The 17,379-nt window shown below is 67.8% G+C and carries 15 protein-coding genes; 13 read left to right on the top strand and 2 right to left on the bottom strand.

From position 1 onward, the window contains the following. Nucleotides 1-69: 69 nt before the first annotated feature. Nucleotides 70-666 carry a DUF6149 family protein gene (locus ACOZ4N_RS19055; protein ID WP_424017947.1) on the bottom strand — a complete coding sequence of 199 codons (597 nt, stop codon included), beginning with the start codon at nt 664-666 and terminating at the stop codon, nt 70-72. A gap of 144 nt (nt 667-810) precedes the next feature. On the opposite strand from ACOZ4N_RS19055, the gene ACOZ4N_RS19050 reads away from it, so the two are divergent. The 13 genes from ACOZ4N_RS19050 to ACOZ4N_RS18990 all read left to right on the top strand — a co-directional run bounded on the left by ACOZ4N_RS19050 (nt 811) and on the right by ACOZ4N_RS18990 (nt 16,294). Further along, nucleotides 811-2,061: an NAD(P)/FAD-dependent oxidoreductase gene (locus ACOZ4N_RS19050; protein ID WP_424017946.1), complete on the top strand. Its 1,251-nt coding sequence runs from the start codon at nt 811-813 to the stop codon at nt 2,059-2,061. 60 nt (nt 2,062-2,121) lie between these two features. Then, nucleotides 2,122-2,313: a hypothetical protein gene (locus ACOZ4N_RS19045; RefSeq protein ID WP_424017945.1), complete on the top strand. Its 192-nt coding sequence runs from the start codon at nt 2,122-2,124 to the stop codon at nt 2,311-2,313. A gap of 56 nt (nt 2,314-2,369) precedes the next feature. Continuing rightward, nucleotides 2,370-2,783: a DUF7124 domain-containing protein gene (locus tag ACOZ4N_RS19040; protein ID WP_424017944.1), complete on the top strand. Its 414-nt coding sequence runs from the start codon at nt 2,370-2,372 to the stop codon at nt 2,781-2,783. A 68-nt stretch (nt 2,784-2,851) separates the two neighbouring features. Next, nucleotides 2,852-3,691: a hypothetical protein gene (locus ACOZ4N_RS19035; protein ID WP_424017943.1), complete on the top strand. Its 840-nt coding sequence runs from the start codon at nt 2,852-2,854 to the stop codon at nt 3,689-3,691. 51 nt (nt 3,692-3,742) lie between these two features. Continuing rightward, on the top strand, nt 3,743-4,276 hold the full coding sequence (locus ACOZ4N_RS19030) for a DUF5815 family protein (protein ID WP_424017942.1): 534 nt from the start codon (nt 3,743-3,745) through the stop codon (nt 4,274-4,276). 227 nt (nt 4,277-4,503) lie between these two features. Then, nucleotides 4,504-4,731 carry a hypothetical protein gene (locus ACOZ4N_RS19025; RefSeq protein ID WP_424017941.1) on the top strand — a complete coding sequence of 76 codons (228 nt, stop codon included), beginning with the start codon at nt 4,504-4,506 and terminating at the stop codon, nt 4,729-4,731. A 98-nt stretch (nt 4,732-4,829) separates the two neighbouring features. Next, the gene (locus ACOZ4N_RS19020) at nt 4,830-6,098 is read left to right on the top strand and encodes a hypothetical protein (protein ID WP_424017940.1); all 1,269 of its coding nucleotides are present in this window, start codon (nt 4,830-4,832) and stop codon (nt 6,096-6,098) included. 111 nt (nt 6,099-6,209) lie between these two features. Then, complete coding sequence (locus ACOZ4N_RS19015) at nt 6,210-7,997, top strand: ABC transporter substrate-binding protein (protein WP_424017939.1); 1,788 nt, start codon at nt 6,210-6,212, stop codon at nt 7,995-7,997. 4 nt (nt 7,998-8,001) lie between these two features. Further along, entirely contained in the window at nt 8,002-8,850 is an 849-nt protein-coding gene (locus ACOZ4N_RS19010; protein WP_424017938.1) for a phosphatase PAP2 family protein, read from the top strand. Between the two features lie 121 nt (nt 8,851-8,971). Next, on the top strand, nt 8,972-12,172 hold the full coding sequence (carB, locus tag ACOZ4N_RS19005) for a carbamoyl-phosphate synthase large subunit (RefSeq protein ID WP_424017937.1): 3,201 nt from the start codon (nt 8,972-8,974) through the stop codon (nt 12,170-12,172). A 236-nt stretch (nt 12,173-12,408) separates the two neighbouring features. Continuing rightward, nucleotides 12,409-13,356 carry a hypothetical protein gene (locus ACOZ4N_RS19000; RefSeq protein ID WP_424017936.1) on the top strand — a complete coding sequence of 316 codons (948 nt, stop codon included), beginning with the start codon at nt 12,409-12,411 and terminating at the stop codon, nt 13,354-13,356. A 204-nt stretch (nt 13,357-13,560) separates the two neighbouring features. Further along, a complete protein-coding gene (locus tag ACOZ4N_RS18995; protein WP_424017935.1) occupies nt 13,561-15,207 on the top strand; it encodes a PQQ-binding-like beta-propeller repeat protein in 1,647 nt (548 codons plus the stop codon). Between the two features lie 424 nt (nt 15,208-15,631). After that, on the top strand, nt 15,632-16,294 hold the full coding sequence (locus tag ACOZ4N_RS18990) for a hypothetical protein (protein ID WP_424017934.1): 663 nt from the start codon (nt 15,632-15,634) through the stop codon (nt 16,292-16,294). On the opposite strand, the gene carA is transcribed toward ACOZ4N_RS18990, so the two are convergent. Further along, nucleotides 16,291-17,337: a glutamine-hydrolyzing carbamoyl-phosphate synthase small subunit gene (gene carA / locus ACOZ4N_RS18985; RefSeq protein ID WP_424017933.1), complete on the bottom strand. Its 1,047-nt coding sequence runs from the start codon at nt 17,335-17,337 to the stop codon at nt 16,291-16,293. The two genes, ACOZ4N_RS18990 and carA, sit on opposite strands and share 4 nt — an antisense overlap. Between the last annotated feature and the right edge of the window lie 42 nt (nt 17,338-17,379).

The raw sequence follows: 17,379 nt of genomic DNA, 5'->3' as shown, positions 1-17,379 counted from the left end.
CAAGAATGTACCCTGTCAGTTCTCACGGCTGAGAACGGACGAGCGGTGCACTCGTCGGGTGCTGTCGCGTCAGTCCGCGCCGGCCTCGTCGGAGTCGAGGCCGGGGGCCTCGGCCGGGTCGACCTCGTCGGGTTCGTCCTGGCCGCCGACGACGACCTCGCCGTCGCCGGTCTCGACGTACACGTCGTCCGCGAAGCCACCTTCGGCGTGGGGGTGTTCGGGATCGTCGAGTTTCTCGGGAGTCGACGGGGCGTCGGCGATGCCGTCCGCGGGGCGGAACTCCCCGAGCGGGTCGTCGATGGTGATGCCCCAGCGCTCGAAAAAGTCCGCGTAGCGGTCGTAGTGGTCCTCGAGTTCGTCGGCGGGGAACTCCATCATCTCCGTCCAACCGTGGTTGTAGAAGTCGAAGTTGGCCTGCACGTGGGTGATCTCCCGGGCCTCGGCCTCCGAAAAGCCCGAATCCAGTGCGGCGACGTAGGTGTCCATCGTCGCGTCGAAGAAGTCGTCGAGGTGTGCGCGCCGGGCCTCGGCGTGGCCCTCGTCGGCCTTGTCGAGGAACACGCCGGTGTGGAGATCGACCAACTTGTCGTTGACGCGCTGGCCGATGACGGGAGCTGTCAGTGCCTTCTTCGCGGCCCAGTGGCGGACGTTCTGACGGATCTTCATCTCGACCCATTCGTAAGGACGGGATCTCCTAAAACGTCCCGGGTTTCCGGCGGCGCGTGGCGTCGACCCGGTGACGTGACCGACTCACCGCGATACTCTCCCGGATAGCAATGCACATTAGGCCCGGTATGCAAACCACGAGTTATGAGCGCGTCGCACGTGATCATCGGAGACGGTATCGCGGGGAGTTCCGCGGCGGAGACAATCCGGGAACAGGACCCCGATGCCGACATCACGGTCGTCACCGAGGAGGGTGAGGCGCTGTACAACCGGATTCTCATCAAGGAGTTCGCCAAAGGGAAACTCCCCGAGGCCCCTATCTCGATCCACGAGGAAGACTGGTACGCCGAGCGGGACATCGACCTCGAACTCAACACGGTGGTCACCGGTGTCGACACGGACGAGAAAGTCGTCACCACCCACGAGAGCGGCGAGATCGAGTACGACAAACTCCTGCTGGCGACCGGGGGGACGCCGACCCAGCTCCCAGTCGACAACTCCGACGCCGAGGGGATTCACCACTTCTGGACCTTCCAGGACGCCCGGGCCATCCGCGAACACGCCGACGAGTCCGACACGGGCATCGTCGTCGGCGCGGGCCTGCTCGGGATCGACCTGGCGGCCATCTGTGGCGCACAGGACATCGAGGCCCACTATCTGATGCGGGGCAACCGGTGGTGGCGCTACGCGCTCTCGCTGGAGGGAGCCGAAATCATCCACGACGCGCTCGAAGCGAACGGCGTCACCCCCGTCTTCGACTCCGGTGTGGATCACTTCACGACCGACGACGACGGCGTCGTCACCGGCGCGGTCGACCCCAACGGCGAGGAGTACGAGGGCGAGTTCGTCGGCGTCGCCATCGGCCTGAACTTCAACACGGAGTTCCTCCGGGACACCGACATCGAACTCGACGACGGCATCGTGGTCGACGAGTACATGCAGACCAACGTCGAGGACGTGTACGCGGCCGGTGACATCACCCGCTTCTACGACACCATCCTCGACGACTACACCCAGAACGGGGCCTGGGGCTCGGCCAAGGAACAGGGCGCGGTCGCCGGCGAGAACATGGTGGCCGACGACGAGGCCGAGGAGTTCCGCTGGGTCTCCTCGTACTCGATCACGCACTTCGATTTCCCCTTCCTCTCCTTTGGCCACCCGACGCTGGGCGACGACCACGCCGAACGGAAATACTCCGACACGGAGTGGCGGCGCCTCGCGTTCAAGGACGGCAAACTCGTGGGCGGCGTCCTCATCGGCGATCTCGCCCCGCAGTCGAAGTACAAACAGCTGATCCGCGAGGAGCGCGAGGTCGCGGACCAGAAGGAGGTCCTGCTCGAACAGGACGTGGACCTGGAGAACCTCGACGCGCCCGCGGCCGCCGAGAGCGAGTAGGGTCGCCGGTCCAGCGACACCCTGACCAGTTTTTTCAGTCGACAGCGGAAACCGCCGTGTATGCCAGGACGCCCCGCCGAATCGGCGCCGCTCCAGCTCGTCGGCGCGCTCGCCGCGCTCGTCGCCGTCGTCGGTTACGTCGTCTACGACTGGCAGTGGGGTAGCGGTGACCCGCTCCCGACTGCACTCGGGCTCGCCGTCGCCGCGCTGGCCGTCGGCGTGACGCTGTATCGACGGCTCGGTCTGGGCTGACCCGCCCGAACCCGCGTATCGAAGGCGTTTTTTCCGGGCACGGCCGAGCAGGGGGTATGAACGGTGGCGGGAGCAGCGACATGACCCTTGCCTTCGACCTGAGCGCGCTCAAGGAACTGGCCCACCCGGACGCGGTGTTCAACGACGCGCGCCAGTGGAGCGAGTACGTCGGCGTCGTCTCCGAGAAGCCGACCTACGTCGTGACCAACTTCACGCGCAAACACCGGATCCGTCAGGACTTCTTCTCGGGGCCGCGGGGCCGTGAGGAGAGCCTCGGCAACGTGAAAGGGCAGTTCGAGACCGAACGCCACGTCTTCGTCGGCACCGACGACGAGGACGAGGCCCTCGCCGAGGCCGTCGGCTGGGAGTTCCTGCCGGTCGAGGACGCCGCCGCGGCCGCCGACTGGGAACTCGGCGAACCCGACACGCCCGATCAGGACGTCGAGGACAGCCGCGACGACTGGCCCTGACCGTCACACGCGCCCGCCGACCGATCCAGAGCGACACTGTTATCACGTCCTGTTGTGAGCCTGTCACTATGTCCCTGGACATAGAGAAAGCCCTCAGCGACGGATTCGACCGGATGCTCACGCAACCGGGCGCGTATCTCGTCGGTGCGTTTCTCGCGCTCGGCCTCGCGAACACGGTCGTCGTACAGTCGTTGATGGATGTGGCAGTCGAGTTCGTCGTCGAGGAGTTCGGCCCACAGATGGCCGAGACGGGGAGCCTGGACGAGTTCCGCAACGAGGTCGGCGTGTTGCCCTTCGCCGTGTCGCTCCCGCCCGCACTGCTCGCCGTGGCGTTCGTCGCGCTGGCGTTCGTGGGCGAGGCGCTGGGCATCGTCGGGGTGCGCGTGTTCGCCGCGTCCGACCCGGATCGACTCCCCGACGGGCTCGCCGACGGCCTGCCGCTGGCGACCGTGAACGGCTTTCTCGCCGGGATCTTCGTGTTCCTGATCGTCACCGTCGGGTTCGTGGTCGGGCTGATCGGCCTCATCATCGGCGGGTTCGTCCTCGCCACGTTCCTCGCCGTGTCGCTGGTCTTCGTCCGACAGGCGGTGGCGCTCGAAGGCGAAAACGCCATCAGCGCGCTGAGCGAGAGCTGGAGCGTCGCCAAGGGGAACCGCTGGTACCTCTTTGGACTGCTCATCATTCTCGGCGTCATCGGTGCCGTCGTCGGCGGCGTCGTCGGCCTGATCGGCGGCCTCCTCGGTCCGGCGGTGAACGCACTCGCCAACGTGATAATCGGTGCGGCGATCGGCGTGTTCGGCATCGCGGTGACCACGCGGGCCTACCAGCAGCTCCGGACCGAGCAGGGCGAAGCCACGGGCGTCGACGACGACTGGGAAGACCCCGGCGGCCGAGACGACGTGTACTGAGCCGACTTCGACCCGCGGCGTTTAACCGAGCGCGAATCCTACCCGTGGCCGATGCCAGAACCGCGCGTGCCGGGCGACGGGGGCGACGACCTGGAGTTGGCCTGTGGCGAACCCGTCAGCCCCCGCGAACTCGATCTGGGCGTCCGGGAGTTCGACTGTGACTGTGGCGACGCCCACGGGGTCGTGATGGACGTCCACCCGCTGGGCCGGTTCGTCCCGGAGTCGCTGGCGGACGTGTTGCGCGCGACGGTCGAACCCGCAGACGAGTTCGACGAGTTCACCACCGCCCACCTGATGGGGATGGTGATCGAGGAGTTCCCCGGCCAGGTGGCGAGCGCCGATCTCTCCGACGACGGCGACGTGGGCTACAGCGCCATCTGGATCACGGACTTCGACTCGCGGGAACTCCACGAGGTGGTCGTCGAGTTGCTCGTCGAACTGATGGAACACGCGATGAGTCACGCCGGCGACGACGACGCCATGGCCGAATTCGAGGAGCAGATGCTCCAGTTCGACGTGAGCGAGTTCGTGGAGACCTACCGGCGCGAGCGCGAATTCGAGTCCGAACACGACACCGCGGTCTGAGTCGGCGACGACCGACCCGGCCCGAAACCACGGCGGCCCGTTCCCGGCCGCGCCCCGGACAGTTTCGCCCCCGGGCAGACGGAATTTACATCGTGTTCATCGAATTGAACAGTTCGTATGACAGTGGCTGACACAGACAGGTGGGTGCCGTCGGGGGATTATCGTCGAACGGCCGTCCGACGGGTGTCTGACGCCGTTTAATGTGATAGTAGGGACTGTGTATGCGTATGCGCTTACGTCAGGGCAAGTTCGAACGCATCCGCACCGTGCTCGACGACGCGGACGCCGACGAGCCACTGACAGCGCGGGAGATTCTGGACCTGCTGGACGAGCACGGCGTGGAGTTCGACAGCGCCCACCAGATCGCGACAGTGCTGGGCCGACGCGCCGAAACGGGTGAAGTCGAGGTCATCCGCGACCAGCCCTACCGGTATCGCTTCCAGGACGGCTCCTGAGGCCGCGCGCCGCCGCTCGACCAGCCGTGTCTCGGGGTCCGTGACCGGATGGGTCACGACCGGGACAGTTTTGGTCGTTCTGTCGGAGGTACGGTCGTATGCGACTGGGCTGGGCCGTCGCACTCGTGGCCGCCGTAGCCTGTCTCGCCGTCGCCAGCGGTGCGTTCGGGGCCGCCGACGCCGACGCGCCGACGCGTGCGTTCATCGAACCGGTCGACGGCGAGAGTCGGCTCTGGCCCTACACGAGCAAACGCCGGTCGACCGACGGGAAGACGCTGGCGATCAACGTCCTGATTCGCGGAGACACCAGCCGTGCGCGCCAGGTGCTGACCCGCGAGGCCGCCGTCGACTGGGAGCGAGCCAACGGGGCCCAGCCGTCCGGCGACGCGTCGGTCCCGCTCCCCGGGATGGACGATGCCGAGGTCGAAACCGGGCCACAGGGCGACCTGCGCGTCGACGCCCCCGCGGTCCATCTGACGTGGGCGGGGTCCCACGGCGCAGTGCGGTACACGTACGTCGATCCCGCACGCGGGCGAGCGCGCTGGGTCGCGCAGGACTTCCAGCTCCACGCGGGCACGTACCTCGGGACGCGCCAGCACGTCCGGGCGTTCGGCGCACCGTCCGGGGCGTGGACGGCGATCCAGGTCCACGCCGAGTGGTGGGACTGGTTCCGACTGCGCCACACCGTCACCTCGACGCGTGGCTCCCAGGAACTCGTCGAGGACGACCTCGCGGACGAGCCCGGCGTCCTGGTGCGCGGCCGCAACTTCTCGGGGTACGGCAGTCGCGGCGCGGGCGGGATCACGGTCGTCGACCTGCTGGCGCTGGCACTGCCCGCAGTCGCGCTCGGCGTCGGGCGCGGAACCGACTCGATCAGCCAACGAGCGCGCGAGCTGGTGCGGACCGGCGACGACAGGTTCGGCGACGAACTGCGCTTGGCCGTGGGTGTCGGCGGCCTCTATCTCGGTGTCAGGCTGGCGGGCATGGCGCTCGAAACGGTCCTCCCGTGGATACACCCGAAACTGTTCGCGGCGGTGCTGTACCCCGTCGTGGCGCTGGGTGTGCCCGCGATGGCGTACCGACAGGGGCAAGCGGTCGGACCGCTCCGGGCGTTCGGCGTGACGGTGGCGGCACTGCTCGTCGCGTTCGCCGCCGATTTCGCCGTCGTCGGCGTGGGGCTTCCGAGACCCGACCTCGTCCAGCACCGGATCGGCGTCGCGCTCGCGGCGGGATTGCTGGCGACGGGCGCGAGCGCGCGGGCCGCGGGTGACCCCGAGAGTCGCCGCCGGCGGATCGGGGCCGCGCTGGTCGCGGTCGCCGCCCTCGCCTGGCTCGTCGCGCTGGTCGTCCCGCTGTTCGGACTGTGAGCCGCTCCGGGTGTCGAACGACGGCGGGACGCGTGCAGCGGGGGCCAGCGACCTGCGGTTCCCGAATACATAAGGGATATAGCGGGCACGGCTAAACGTAATCGCAACACAATGTCGTCGGGTCGAGCGGGCGTGACCAGGCGGAAGCTCCTCACCGGTGCCGCAGCGGGCGCGGCCGGTGCGAGCGCCGGCTGTCTCGACCGACTCCAGGCCCTCCTGGGCTGGCGTGGCGGCGGCCAGACGACGCTGCGGATCAAGACGCTGCCGGCGGACTCGGACCCCTACGCGCTCCGGCTGGCGCGGGCAGTCGGGGAGTGGTTGAGTGCGGCGGGCGTCGACGCCCGGATCGTCCCGACGGCCGAGGACGAACTCCGCCGACAGATCCTCGTCAACCACCAGTTCGACCTGTTCGTCGGCCGGACGCCGGACGTGCCCCGCGAGCCGGACACCCTGTACTCGCTCCTGCACTCGACGGGGGTCCTGGCACCGGGCTGGCGCAACCCCTTCGGGTACTCGAACGCGCAGGTCGACGATCTGCTCCAGCGCCAGCGGCGCGCGACCGGACAGGAACGGCGGGACGTGGTCGCGACCCTCCAGCAGACCGTCGCGCGGACCCAGCCGTTCAGTATCCTCGGATTCCCCGAGACGATCCGGGCGGTCCGGACCGACCGATTCACCGGCTGGGCGCAGGCGGATCTGGACTCGCCGCTGGGGTATCTGGCACTGGAAGCGACCGCCGAGGCGGCGCCGAGTCCGCGCACGCTCCGGATCGGGACGACCTACCAGCAGGAGATCCAGAACCTCAACCCGCTGTCGGTGCGCTACCGCGACAACACGATCCTGACGAACCTGCTGTACGATCCGCTGGGACGGACCGTCGGCAGCGACCGGATCGAGCCGTGGCTGGCCGACAGCTGGGAGTTCGAGCGCCGGGGCGAGGACCTCCGGGCGACGGTTCGGCTGCGGCCCAACCAGCGCTGGCACGACGGCGAACCGCTGACCGCCGACGACGTGGCCTTCACCTACGAGTTCATCGCGGACACGTCGGCACGGAACGCGGACGGATTCGTCCCCGTCCCGCGGTACCACGGGCAGGCCAGCCTGATCGAGAGCGTGCGGGCCAACGACCTTCGAACTGTGGAGTTCGCGTTCACGGACTGCTCGGAGACCGTCGCCCGGCGCGCGTTCACCGTCCCGATCCTGCCCGAACACGTCTGGCAGCAGCGGCGACGGCCGGCCACCCTCGGCGGCGTGGACGTGGGCGGCCAGGTGACGGAGGCGCTGGTGACGAAAAACGTCCCCGCGGTCGGGAGCGGGCCGGTGGCCTTCGCCGAACAGCCCTCGGGCGTGGAACTCGTCTTGCGGCGGTTCGACGAACACTTCCTCCACCGGACCGACAGCGGGACGTTCCCGTCGTGGATGGACGGCGGGCTGCCCTTCCAGCGGCTGGTCGTACAGGCGGACGTGTCCGACGGGATCCTCGTCGAGGCGGCCGCCGACGGGACGCTCGACGCCGCGATCAACGGGATCGGGGTCGATACCGTCGCCCGGATCGAGGACGCCCCGGCGCTGGACCTGTTGACCCGGCCCTCGAACTCCTACTACGTGCTGGGGTACAACACGCGGCGACCGCCGCTGCACAACTACCAGTTCCGGCGGGTCCTGGGCCGACTGCTCGACCGCGAGCATCTCGCCGACGCGGTGTTCGACGGGTACGCGGAGCCGGCGGCGAGCCCGCTGGCGGGGACGGACTGGCTCCCGTCGACCCTCGAGTGGAACGGCGACCACCCGGTCGTCCCGTTCCTCGGGTCCGACGGCGACGTCGACGAAGCGCAGCTCCAGCAGGCCTGGCAGGAGGCAGGCTTCCGCTACGAGGGCGGCCGGCTCCTGGGACGGTGATACCGTGACACTGCTCGAACTCTCCGCACGCGTGCTCGGCGTGGTCGGCGTGATGCTCGTCGTCGCGTCGCTCGTGTTCGTCGGCCCGCGTCGGCTCCGGGAGACACGCACCGATATCCGGAGTCGGCTCCGGGAGGCCGGGCCGGCCGTGGCCGTGCTGGGCGGCGTGCTGGCGATCAACAGCTTCATCCGTGACGTGAGTACCGACCTCTCACAGCTGATCGGCGTCCGGATCACCAGTTCGATCCACGCCATCGAGGGCGCGTTCGTCGGACAGGTCCAGACGGTGGCCTCCCCGATCCTGACGACGTACTTCTCGAACGTGTACGTCTACGGCTACGCTTTCCTGATGATCTTCCCGCTGGTGGCGTACCTGGCCATCGACGACCAGCGGCCGATGCGGGAGCTGACCGTCGCGTACATCCTCAACTACGGGATCGGCCTGATCTGCTATCTCGCCTTCATCGCGTACGGCCCGCGAAACTTCATGCCGGACGTGGTCGAGCCACTCCTCTACACGCACTGGCCCCAGTCGCAACTGCTCACCAGCGAGATCAACCGCAACACCAACGTCTTCCCCTCGCTGCACACGTCGCTGTCGGTGACCGTCGCACTGATGGCCTACCGGACCCGCGACGCCTACCCCTACTGGCTCCCGGTGGCCGTCTTCGCGGCCGCGAGCGTCGCCGTCTCGACGATGTACCTGGGCATCCACTGGGGCACCGACGTGGTCGCGGGCCTGCTTCTGGCCGTGTTCTCGGTCGCCGCGGCGATCCGGATCCGGCAGTTCGGGGACCGACACGACGGTCTCGTCAGTGACCGCGTCGCCAAACTCGCCGACCGTCTCCGCTGACCGACCTGTCGCGCGGACGACCGATCCGTGTCAACCGGCGACAATACGAATTTCGAAATTCACTTACGATGCTCGCAATCTATCGCCGGGCTTATTACGATGAGCGGACTGGGGACGGACAATGACAGACGGATCAGAAGACCGCACGATCCTGCTGATCGGGAGTGGGCCGATCAAGATCGGACAGGCCGCGGAGTTCGACTACTCCGGCGCGCAGGCCTGCCGTGCGCTCCAGGAGGAAGGGGCGCGGGTCGTGCTGGTCAACTCGAACCCGGCGACGATCATGACCGATCCGGAGATGGCCGACAAGGTGTACATCGAGCCGATCAACACCGAGGCCATCGCCGAGATCATCCGGAAAGAACAGCCCGACGGCGTCATCGCCGGTCTCGGGGGCCAGACGGGGCTGAACGTCACCGCCGAACTCGCCGAGGAGGGCGTGCTGGACGAACACGACGTGGACGTGATGGGCACGCCGCTGGACACCATCTACGCGACCGAGGACCGCGACATGTTCCGCCAGCGCATGGAGTCCATCGGCGAACCCGTCCCCGAGTCGGTCACCATCGACTCGATGGACGAGGTCGAGGACGCCGTCGAGGCCGTCGGCGGCCTGCCGGTCATCATGCGGACGACCTACACCCTGGGCGGGCAGGGGTCGGGCGTCATCGGCGACATGGACGAACTCAAAGACGCCGTCCGGAAGGGGCTGAACCTCTCGCGTGACAACCGGGTGATGATCACCGAGTCCATCGACGGCTGGATCGAACTGGAGTACGAGGTCATGCGGGACGCCGACGACTCCTGTATCATCATCTGCAACATGGAGAACATCGACCCGATGGGCATCCACACCGGCGAGTCCATCGTCGTCACGCCCAGTCAGGTCATCCCCGACGAGGGCCACCAGGAGATGCGCGACACCGCGCTGAAGGTGATCCGCGAACTCGGGATTCAGGGGGGCTGTAACATCCAGTTCGCCTGGCACGACGACGGCACGCCCGGCGGCGAGTATCGCGTCGTCGAGGTCAACCCCCGCGTCTCTCGCTCCTCCGCGCTGGCCTCGAAGGCGACCGGCTACCCCATCGCTCGCGTCACCGCCAAGGTCGCGATGGGCAAGCGCCTCCACGAGATCGAAAACGAAATCACCGGCCAGACCACCGCCGCCTTCGAGCCGGCCATCGACTACATCGTGACCAAGGTTCCGCGGTGGCCCAAAGACAAGTTCCGCGACGTGGAGTTCGCTCTCGGGCCGGCCATGAAGTCCACCGGTGAGGCCATGGCCATCGGCCGGACCTTCGAGGAGTCGATGCTGAAGGCGCTCCGCAGTTCCGAGTACGACCCCGCCGTCGACTGGGCGGACGTGAGCGACGACGAACTCGAAAGCGAGTATCTGGAACGGCCGACGCCCGACCGCACCTACGCCGTCTTCGAGGCCTTCGAGCGGGGCTACTCCGTCGCGGAAGTCAACGAACTGACCGAGATCCGGGAGTGGTACCTCGAACGCTACAAGCGCATCGCCGAGGCCGCCAGCGCGGCCGCCGAGGGAGACTTCGCGGCCGCCGCCGAGGAAGGGTTCACCGACCAGGAGATCACCGCCATCGCCGGCGGCGAGTTCAACGACACGCACGCCTCCTGGCTCCCGGATCGCGACGAGGCCCAGCAGGTCGACGCCGACGAGGTGTCCGCGGATGGATCGGGCGTCACCGTCGAGCAGGTCGACGAGGAGACCCCCGACCGCGCGTTCAAGCAGGTCGACACCTGCGCCGGCGAGTTCGCCGCCTCGACGCCGTACTACTACTCCGCCCGCGAACCGCTCTCGGGGCTGGGCCGCAACGAGGTCCAGGTCGACACCGACGCCGAGAGCGTCGTCGTGGTCGGCGGCGGCCCGATCCGGATCGGGCAGGGCGTCGAGTTCGACTACTGTTCGGTCCACGCCGTCCAGGCGCTGGAGGCGATGGGCATCGACGCCCACGTCGTCAACAACAATCCTGAAACCGTGTCGACGGACTACGACACCTCCGAGGGTCTCTTCTTCGAGCCAATCACCGCCGAGGAGGTCGCCGACGTGATCGAGACGACCAACGCCGACGGCGTGATGGTCCAGTTCGGCGGCCAGACCTCCGTCGACATCGGCGAACCCCTCGAAAACGAGATCGAACGCCGCGGACTGGACTGTGAGATCATGGGCACCGCCGTCGAGGCGATGGACCTCGCGGAGGACCGCGACCGCTTCAACCAGCTCATGGACGAACTGGGCATCGCCCAAGCCGAAGGTGGCACGGCGACCTCCGAGCAGGAAGCCCTGGAGATCGCCCGCGATATCGGCTACCCCGTCCTCGTGCGCCCGAGCTACGTGCTGGGCGGCCGCGCGATGGACGTGGTGTACAACGACGAGGACCTCGAAACCTACATCGAGGAGGCGGTTCGGGTGTCCCCGGACAAGCCGATCCTCATCGACGACTTCCTCGCCGACGCCGTCGAGCTGGACGTGGACGCCGTGGCCGACGGCGACGACGTGCTGATCGGCGGCATCATGGAACACGTCGAAACGGCCGGTGTCCACTCCGGCGACTCGGCGTGTATGATCCCGCCGCGCTCGCTCTCGGAGGACGTACTCGAACGCGTCCGCGAGGTCACCGAGGACATCGCGACCGCGCTGGACACCGTGGGCCTGCTCAACGTCCAGCTCGCCGTCAAAGACGAGACGGTGTACGTGCTGGAGGCCAACCCGCGCTCGTCCCGTACCGTGCCGTTCGTGTCGAAGGCGACGGGCGTCCCCATCGCCAAGCTCGCCGCGAAGGTCATGGCCGGCGCGAGCCTCGACGAACTCGACGTGGACGAGCAGATCCCCGACCAGGTCTCGGTCAAGGAGGTCGTCCTGCCGTTCGACCGCCTGCCGGGCAGTGACCCGCGGCTCGGTCCGGAGATGAAATCGACCGGCGAGGTCATGGGCACCGCCGGTTCCTTCGGCAAGGCCTACCAGAAGGCCCAAATGTCCGTCGGCAAGCCGATTCCCCTCGAAGGGTCGGCCATCGTCGACCTGCCGGTGATCGGCTTCGAGGACCACTTCGACGTGGAGGACCTCGACAGCGCCGACATCGAGAGCGTGAAACAGCGCCTGCGCGACGGCGAGATCGACCTCGTGGTCTCGCGCAACCGCGATATTCTGGAGGTCTGTGTCGAGGAGACCATCACCTACTTCTCGACCATCGAGAGCGCCGAAGCGGCCCTGGAGGCCATCGAGTCGGCCGATCAGCCGCTGAACGTTCAGGACGTGGCCGCCCGCCCCAAGGACACCCGCGACTGGGGCGACTACTGAGGACGGGGCTCCGGATACCGTTTTCACGCAGCGTTTTGGGCTCGGGATCTGAGTCGCGAAGCCGTCCGTGGGGCGTCCCAGACTCGGATCGTCCGGCGGGCCGACGAAGCGGCCACGGCGACGATCCGAACCGCGGCCCCCGACGACCTCCGGGACGCCTGACAGGAGATGTGAAAGATGATAGTCCCTAAGTACCCACACAGGAAACCGGAGAGACACGTTCGAGGGGACGGGAGATGCTAGATAGGGACAACAGCACGACGCGGATAATCTCGGGAGTCGTCCAGATCCTCGCCATCGCTGTGGTCGGCGTGGTCGTGAGTGTACTCATCACCGCCTTCACACAGAGTCTGGAGGAGGCCCAGACGCTCGCCACCGTGGCGGGCGCGCTGGGGACGGTCGTCCTGCTCGTGATCGTCGGCTGGTACGCCAGGCGGCTGGAAGACGCCGCGGCCGAGAGCCGCAGGCTCCGTCGCCGACCGTACGTCAAACGGATCGTCGCGACGGGTATCGACCGGATTCTGGAGTGGCTCACGACCAACCGCGAGCGGTGGGACCGGACGAATCCGCCGGCCGGCATGCCCGCCTATCCGGAGATCGAGGACACCGGCGTGCCCGACGACGTGGTCGCCGACATCTCCCGGGATCACCCCGACCTCGTCGCCGACGTGAGCGCCTTCCTCACCGCGAGCCGCGAGTACCGCGACGTGTGGCAGGACCTCCACACCGACCTCGCCAGGATCGTCGACCACGCCTTCGAGCTCTCGGACCCGCCCGAGACCATCGACGAAGTCGTCCCGCAGAACTACGAGGGGGCCGCCCGTGCCGACGGCGTCGATCCGTGGGCCGAGCCCAACGAGTTCGTCGACGCACACCCGCGCCTGTTCGCCCGACTCATCCTCGCGAACCCCGAGCCGTCCCTGAACGGGGCCGCCTACCTCGACACCGAGGACTACGCCACACTGCTGGTCGACGCCCACCGGCGGGAGTTCATGAACCTGCGCGGCGAGGACGAGATCGCCGACCAGATCGACCTCGTCCACCGGAAACTGGAGACGCTCAAGGAGAACGACGAGAACATGGAGGAACGCCTCCAGGACGTGCGCAGCCAGTACCTCGCCGAGTACGAGATCATGGAGACGGAACTCGGCGAGATCAAGGCCGGCGGGCGAAGCGCGGTGTAGCGTCCGCACCGCTTCGACCTCGCGACGGCAATCGGTCGGAACCCCGACCAGTGTCGACGCGATCCGTCGGCGCAATGACTTATTACCGATCGGCCCGACGGCAGAGCCATGCGGAGAGGACCGAGTCGGCGACAGGTTCTGTGCGGTTTCGCACTCCCGGCGACGGCCGCCCTGGCAGGTTGTGGCGTCCTCGGAACCACCCAGGTGACTGACGCGTCACTGGGCACCGAGACGGTGGTGGTCGGGGAGCCGGTCACCGTCGAGGTGACGCTGCAAAACAGCGGCGTTCTCGAGAGCGAGACGACGGTCGCGCTGACCGTCGACGGCGAGACGGTCACGGAGGAGTCGGTGACCGTCGGTGGCGACGGGACGACCGTGACCGTCGAGCGGTCCTTCGAGGCCCCCGGCGAGTACGCTCTCGCGGTCGACGGCGTCGCCGCAGGGACGGTTACCGTCGAACGCGCTATCCGGGTCCGTGAGGCGAGTCTGGAGCGGGCGCGTGGACCCGTGGGCACGAGACTGCCACTGCTGGCGACGATCCGCAATCACGGTCCAGCGGCCGTCGGCCGGCCCGTCACGGTGACCGCGGACGGCGACAGTGTGGCGACGCGGACCGTCGAGGTCGACGGCGAGACGACCCGAGAGGTCCGGTTCGAGCCGAGCGTAACCGAACCCGGACGGTACGACTTGGCGGTCGAGGACGTACCCGCCGGGACCGGCCAGTTCACCGACACCTGGCGGGAGTTCGGCCACGACGGGGGAAACACTGGTCGGACGAGGACGGCGTCTCCACCCACGGAGAGCGGCACCGAGGTGTGGCGTCGCGACTTCCTCGACGGGACGCGGGGGTCGCCGGTCGTCGTCGGCGACACGGTGTACCTGGGTCTGGGCAACCCTTACGCGGCCGACGACAGCGGCAGCGTCGTCGCCCTCGAAGCGGCGACCGGCGAGACACGCTGGCGGAAACAGACCGGGGGACGCGTCGACTTCCCGCCCTCGGTCGTCGCCGGCTACGTGGTCTGTGGTGCCAACACGGGGCAGTTCCGAGACGACGCGGCGAGCGGTCGCGTCCGGGCCTTCGACAGACGGGACGGTCGGGCGGCGTGGACGGTCGACCTCGACGCGCCGGTGGCCGGTCCGCCCGCGGCGAGCGAACGGAGCGTCTACGTGTCGACGACCGGCGGTCGGGTCTACGCCATCGACGCCACCGACGGGACCGTCAGGTGGACGGAAAACGTCGAAACGAGACCGTCGGCACCGGCCGTCACCGACCGGCAGGTCTTCGTCGGTGGCCGGGACGGTCGCGTCCGCGCGCTCGGGGTCGAGGACGGGACCGTGCGCTGGCAGGTACCGGTAGAGGGGCGGATCGAGTCGTCCCCTACGGCCGTGGACGGGACGGTCTACGTCGCCAGTCGAATCTATCACGACCGGTACGCGGCGATCACCGGCGGGACGCTGGCGGCGATTCCGACCGACGGTGGCGAGCCCGAGTGGACGACGACGGTCGACGAGTCACTCGGATCGAGCCTGGCAGTCGGCGAAGACGGCCTGTTCGCCGGCGTCGGACTGTCTATCTGGGGATTCGAACGAGCGGACGGATCGGTGCGATGGCGCGGCCCGTCCGCCGACGCGGGGACCGGGACGACCGGTGCCCCGGCGGTCGTGGACGGGACCGTCTACGGCGGTCTGGGCCGGGTCAACGGCGGGTACGTCGTGGCCTTCGACGCGGCCGACGGGAGCGAGCGCTGGCGGACCGAAGGGGACGCGGCGACGTCCGCACCGGCAGTCGGCGACGGCCGGCTGTACGTCGGCGTCGGGTTCGGTGAACTCCTCGCGCTCACGGACGAATGACCCCGACACTCCGGACCGGGTGAGCCGACCAGGTCGACCCCGTCGACCGGAAACCGGAGACGCCGGAGGAGAACGGAACGAGCGGACGCGCACAGCCAGCTCGTCGAGTACGAGGTCGTGGAGACGGAACGCTGCGAGATCGAGACCGTCGGCGCGGCGTTCGGAGAGTGACTCCACGACAGCCCAGCGGACTCGTTCGAGGACACCGGTGCGCCGTCCCGGACACCCCCACACGCTCGAAACTGTCGTATCCGAATCTAAATCCGCATTTATAACCACATTCTCCTATTCTGTGCCCCAAATGTATCATAATAATACCCTATACCACATATAACACTACGTTCGTAACTCTGATTACGGGACGACACGACGGCTGTCGTGTGAACCACCCAACGGCAGTTGTCTACGTCGACGTGGAGGCGGAATGACGGATTCCGATGTCGCCGAGCGAGCGTTCGTACTCGCGGAGATGGCGTCCGACGATTCGGTGACGATGTCGGTCCTGGCCGGGCGCGAGGGCCGGTTCTCACAGCAGGCCCCGCTGAACGACCCGCCAGTGACGTACCTTCAAGAGACGGAGGCCCCGGTATACGTCCTGACGAACGGGAAACGAGGGATCGGTCGCGGCGTCAAGAGTAACACCATCGCGCCCGATAGCGATTTCAGGACGGTCATCCTCGTGACCGGTCGACGAACGCTCTGTCTCGTCGGCCAGAGCGACGGCGATGCAGTCGTCGCGGTCCCTCACGAGTCGGTAGCAGCGGTCCGGTACAGCACCGGCTTCCGGAAACACAGGCTCGTCTTGCAGACGCCGGAGAGTGCGTACCACTGCTGGGTCCACCGGAAGACAGAGACGGCAGTCCTCGACGAGGTGACCGATTTCGTGGGCGAGCATACGGTCGAGCGGCCCGAGCCGGTCTCGGACGACGAGGCGGTGAGCCGCGTGATGTATCGCGGGCGACCGGTCGCACGGGACGCGACCGACGCATCCAGCGACGGTAGCGGTGACTCGACGGAGTCAGCCGCCGGTGAGACAGAGGAAGAGTTTACCGTCACCTACCGGGGACAGCCGGTCGACCGGGACTAATCCTCGGCCATCGCCAGCACGTCGTCGAAGAAGCCCTTCGAGTCGTTGGGGCCGGGGTTCGCTTCGGGGTGGTACTGGCGGGTGATGATCTCCAGGTCGTCGTTCTCGAGGCCTTCGGGCGTGTCGTCGTTGACGTTGACCTGCGTGACTTCCAGTTTGTCGCCGGGTTCGGCCACGGTGTAGCCGTGGTTCTGGGTGGTCATGACGACCTTGTCGGTCCGGAGGTCGCGGACGGGCTGGTTGACCCCGCGGTGGCCGAACTCCATCTTCTCGGTCGATCCGCCCAGCGCGCTGGCGACGACCTGCTGGCCGAGACAGATCCCGGCCATCGGCGTCTCGCCGACGTAGCTGTCGACGAGGGCCTTGGTCTGCTCGAAGTTCTCCGGGTCGCCGGGGCCGTTCGAGATGAACAGGAGGTCGGGGTCGACCGCGGCCACGTCGTCCTCGGTGGCGTCGTAGGGCAGGACGTGGACCACGGCGTCGCGCTCGACCAGCGAATCGATGATCGAGCCCTTCGCGCCGCAGTCGATCAGCGCGACGGTCGACCCGTCACCGCCCTCGTTGAACACTTCGGGTTCGCCGACGCTGACCTGCGCACCGATCTCGGTGTGGTCGGACATGTGCTTGCACTGCTCCAGTTCGGCCAGGGCGTCCTCCTCGGTGGCGTCGGGACCGGCGGCGATACCGCACTTCATCGCCCCTTCGTCGCGGATGCCCGTGACGATCTCGCGCGTGTCCAGATGGTCGACGGCCGGCACGCCCTCGGATTCGAGCCACTCGGCCACGTCCTCGGTGAGTTCGCGGGCGACGACGCCACGCGGGTGGACGCGGTCGGACTCGAAGCGTTCCGCTCGGACGCCGTAGTTCCCGATCAGGGGGTAGGAGAACGTCAGAATCTGTTCCTCGTAGGACGGGTCCGTCAGACTCTCCTCGTACCCTGTGTACGCGGTCGTGAATACCAGTTCCCCGCGAGTCGTGCCCGGAGCGCGGGAGCGCGCCTCGACGACGCGTCCGCCCTCGATAGCCACGTAGGCGTCCGTCATTACGAGATGCGTATCCGTCCGCCGTTCATAAGTGTTGCTTTC

This window comes from Halorientalis pallida (assembly GCF_049605515.1).
GTDB classification, from domain to species: Archaea; Halobacteriota; Halobacteria; order Halobacteriales; family Haloarculaceae; genus Halorientalis; species Halorientalis pallida_A.
This window is presented reverse-complemented; position numbering and strand designations above follow the sequence as displayed.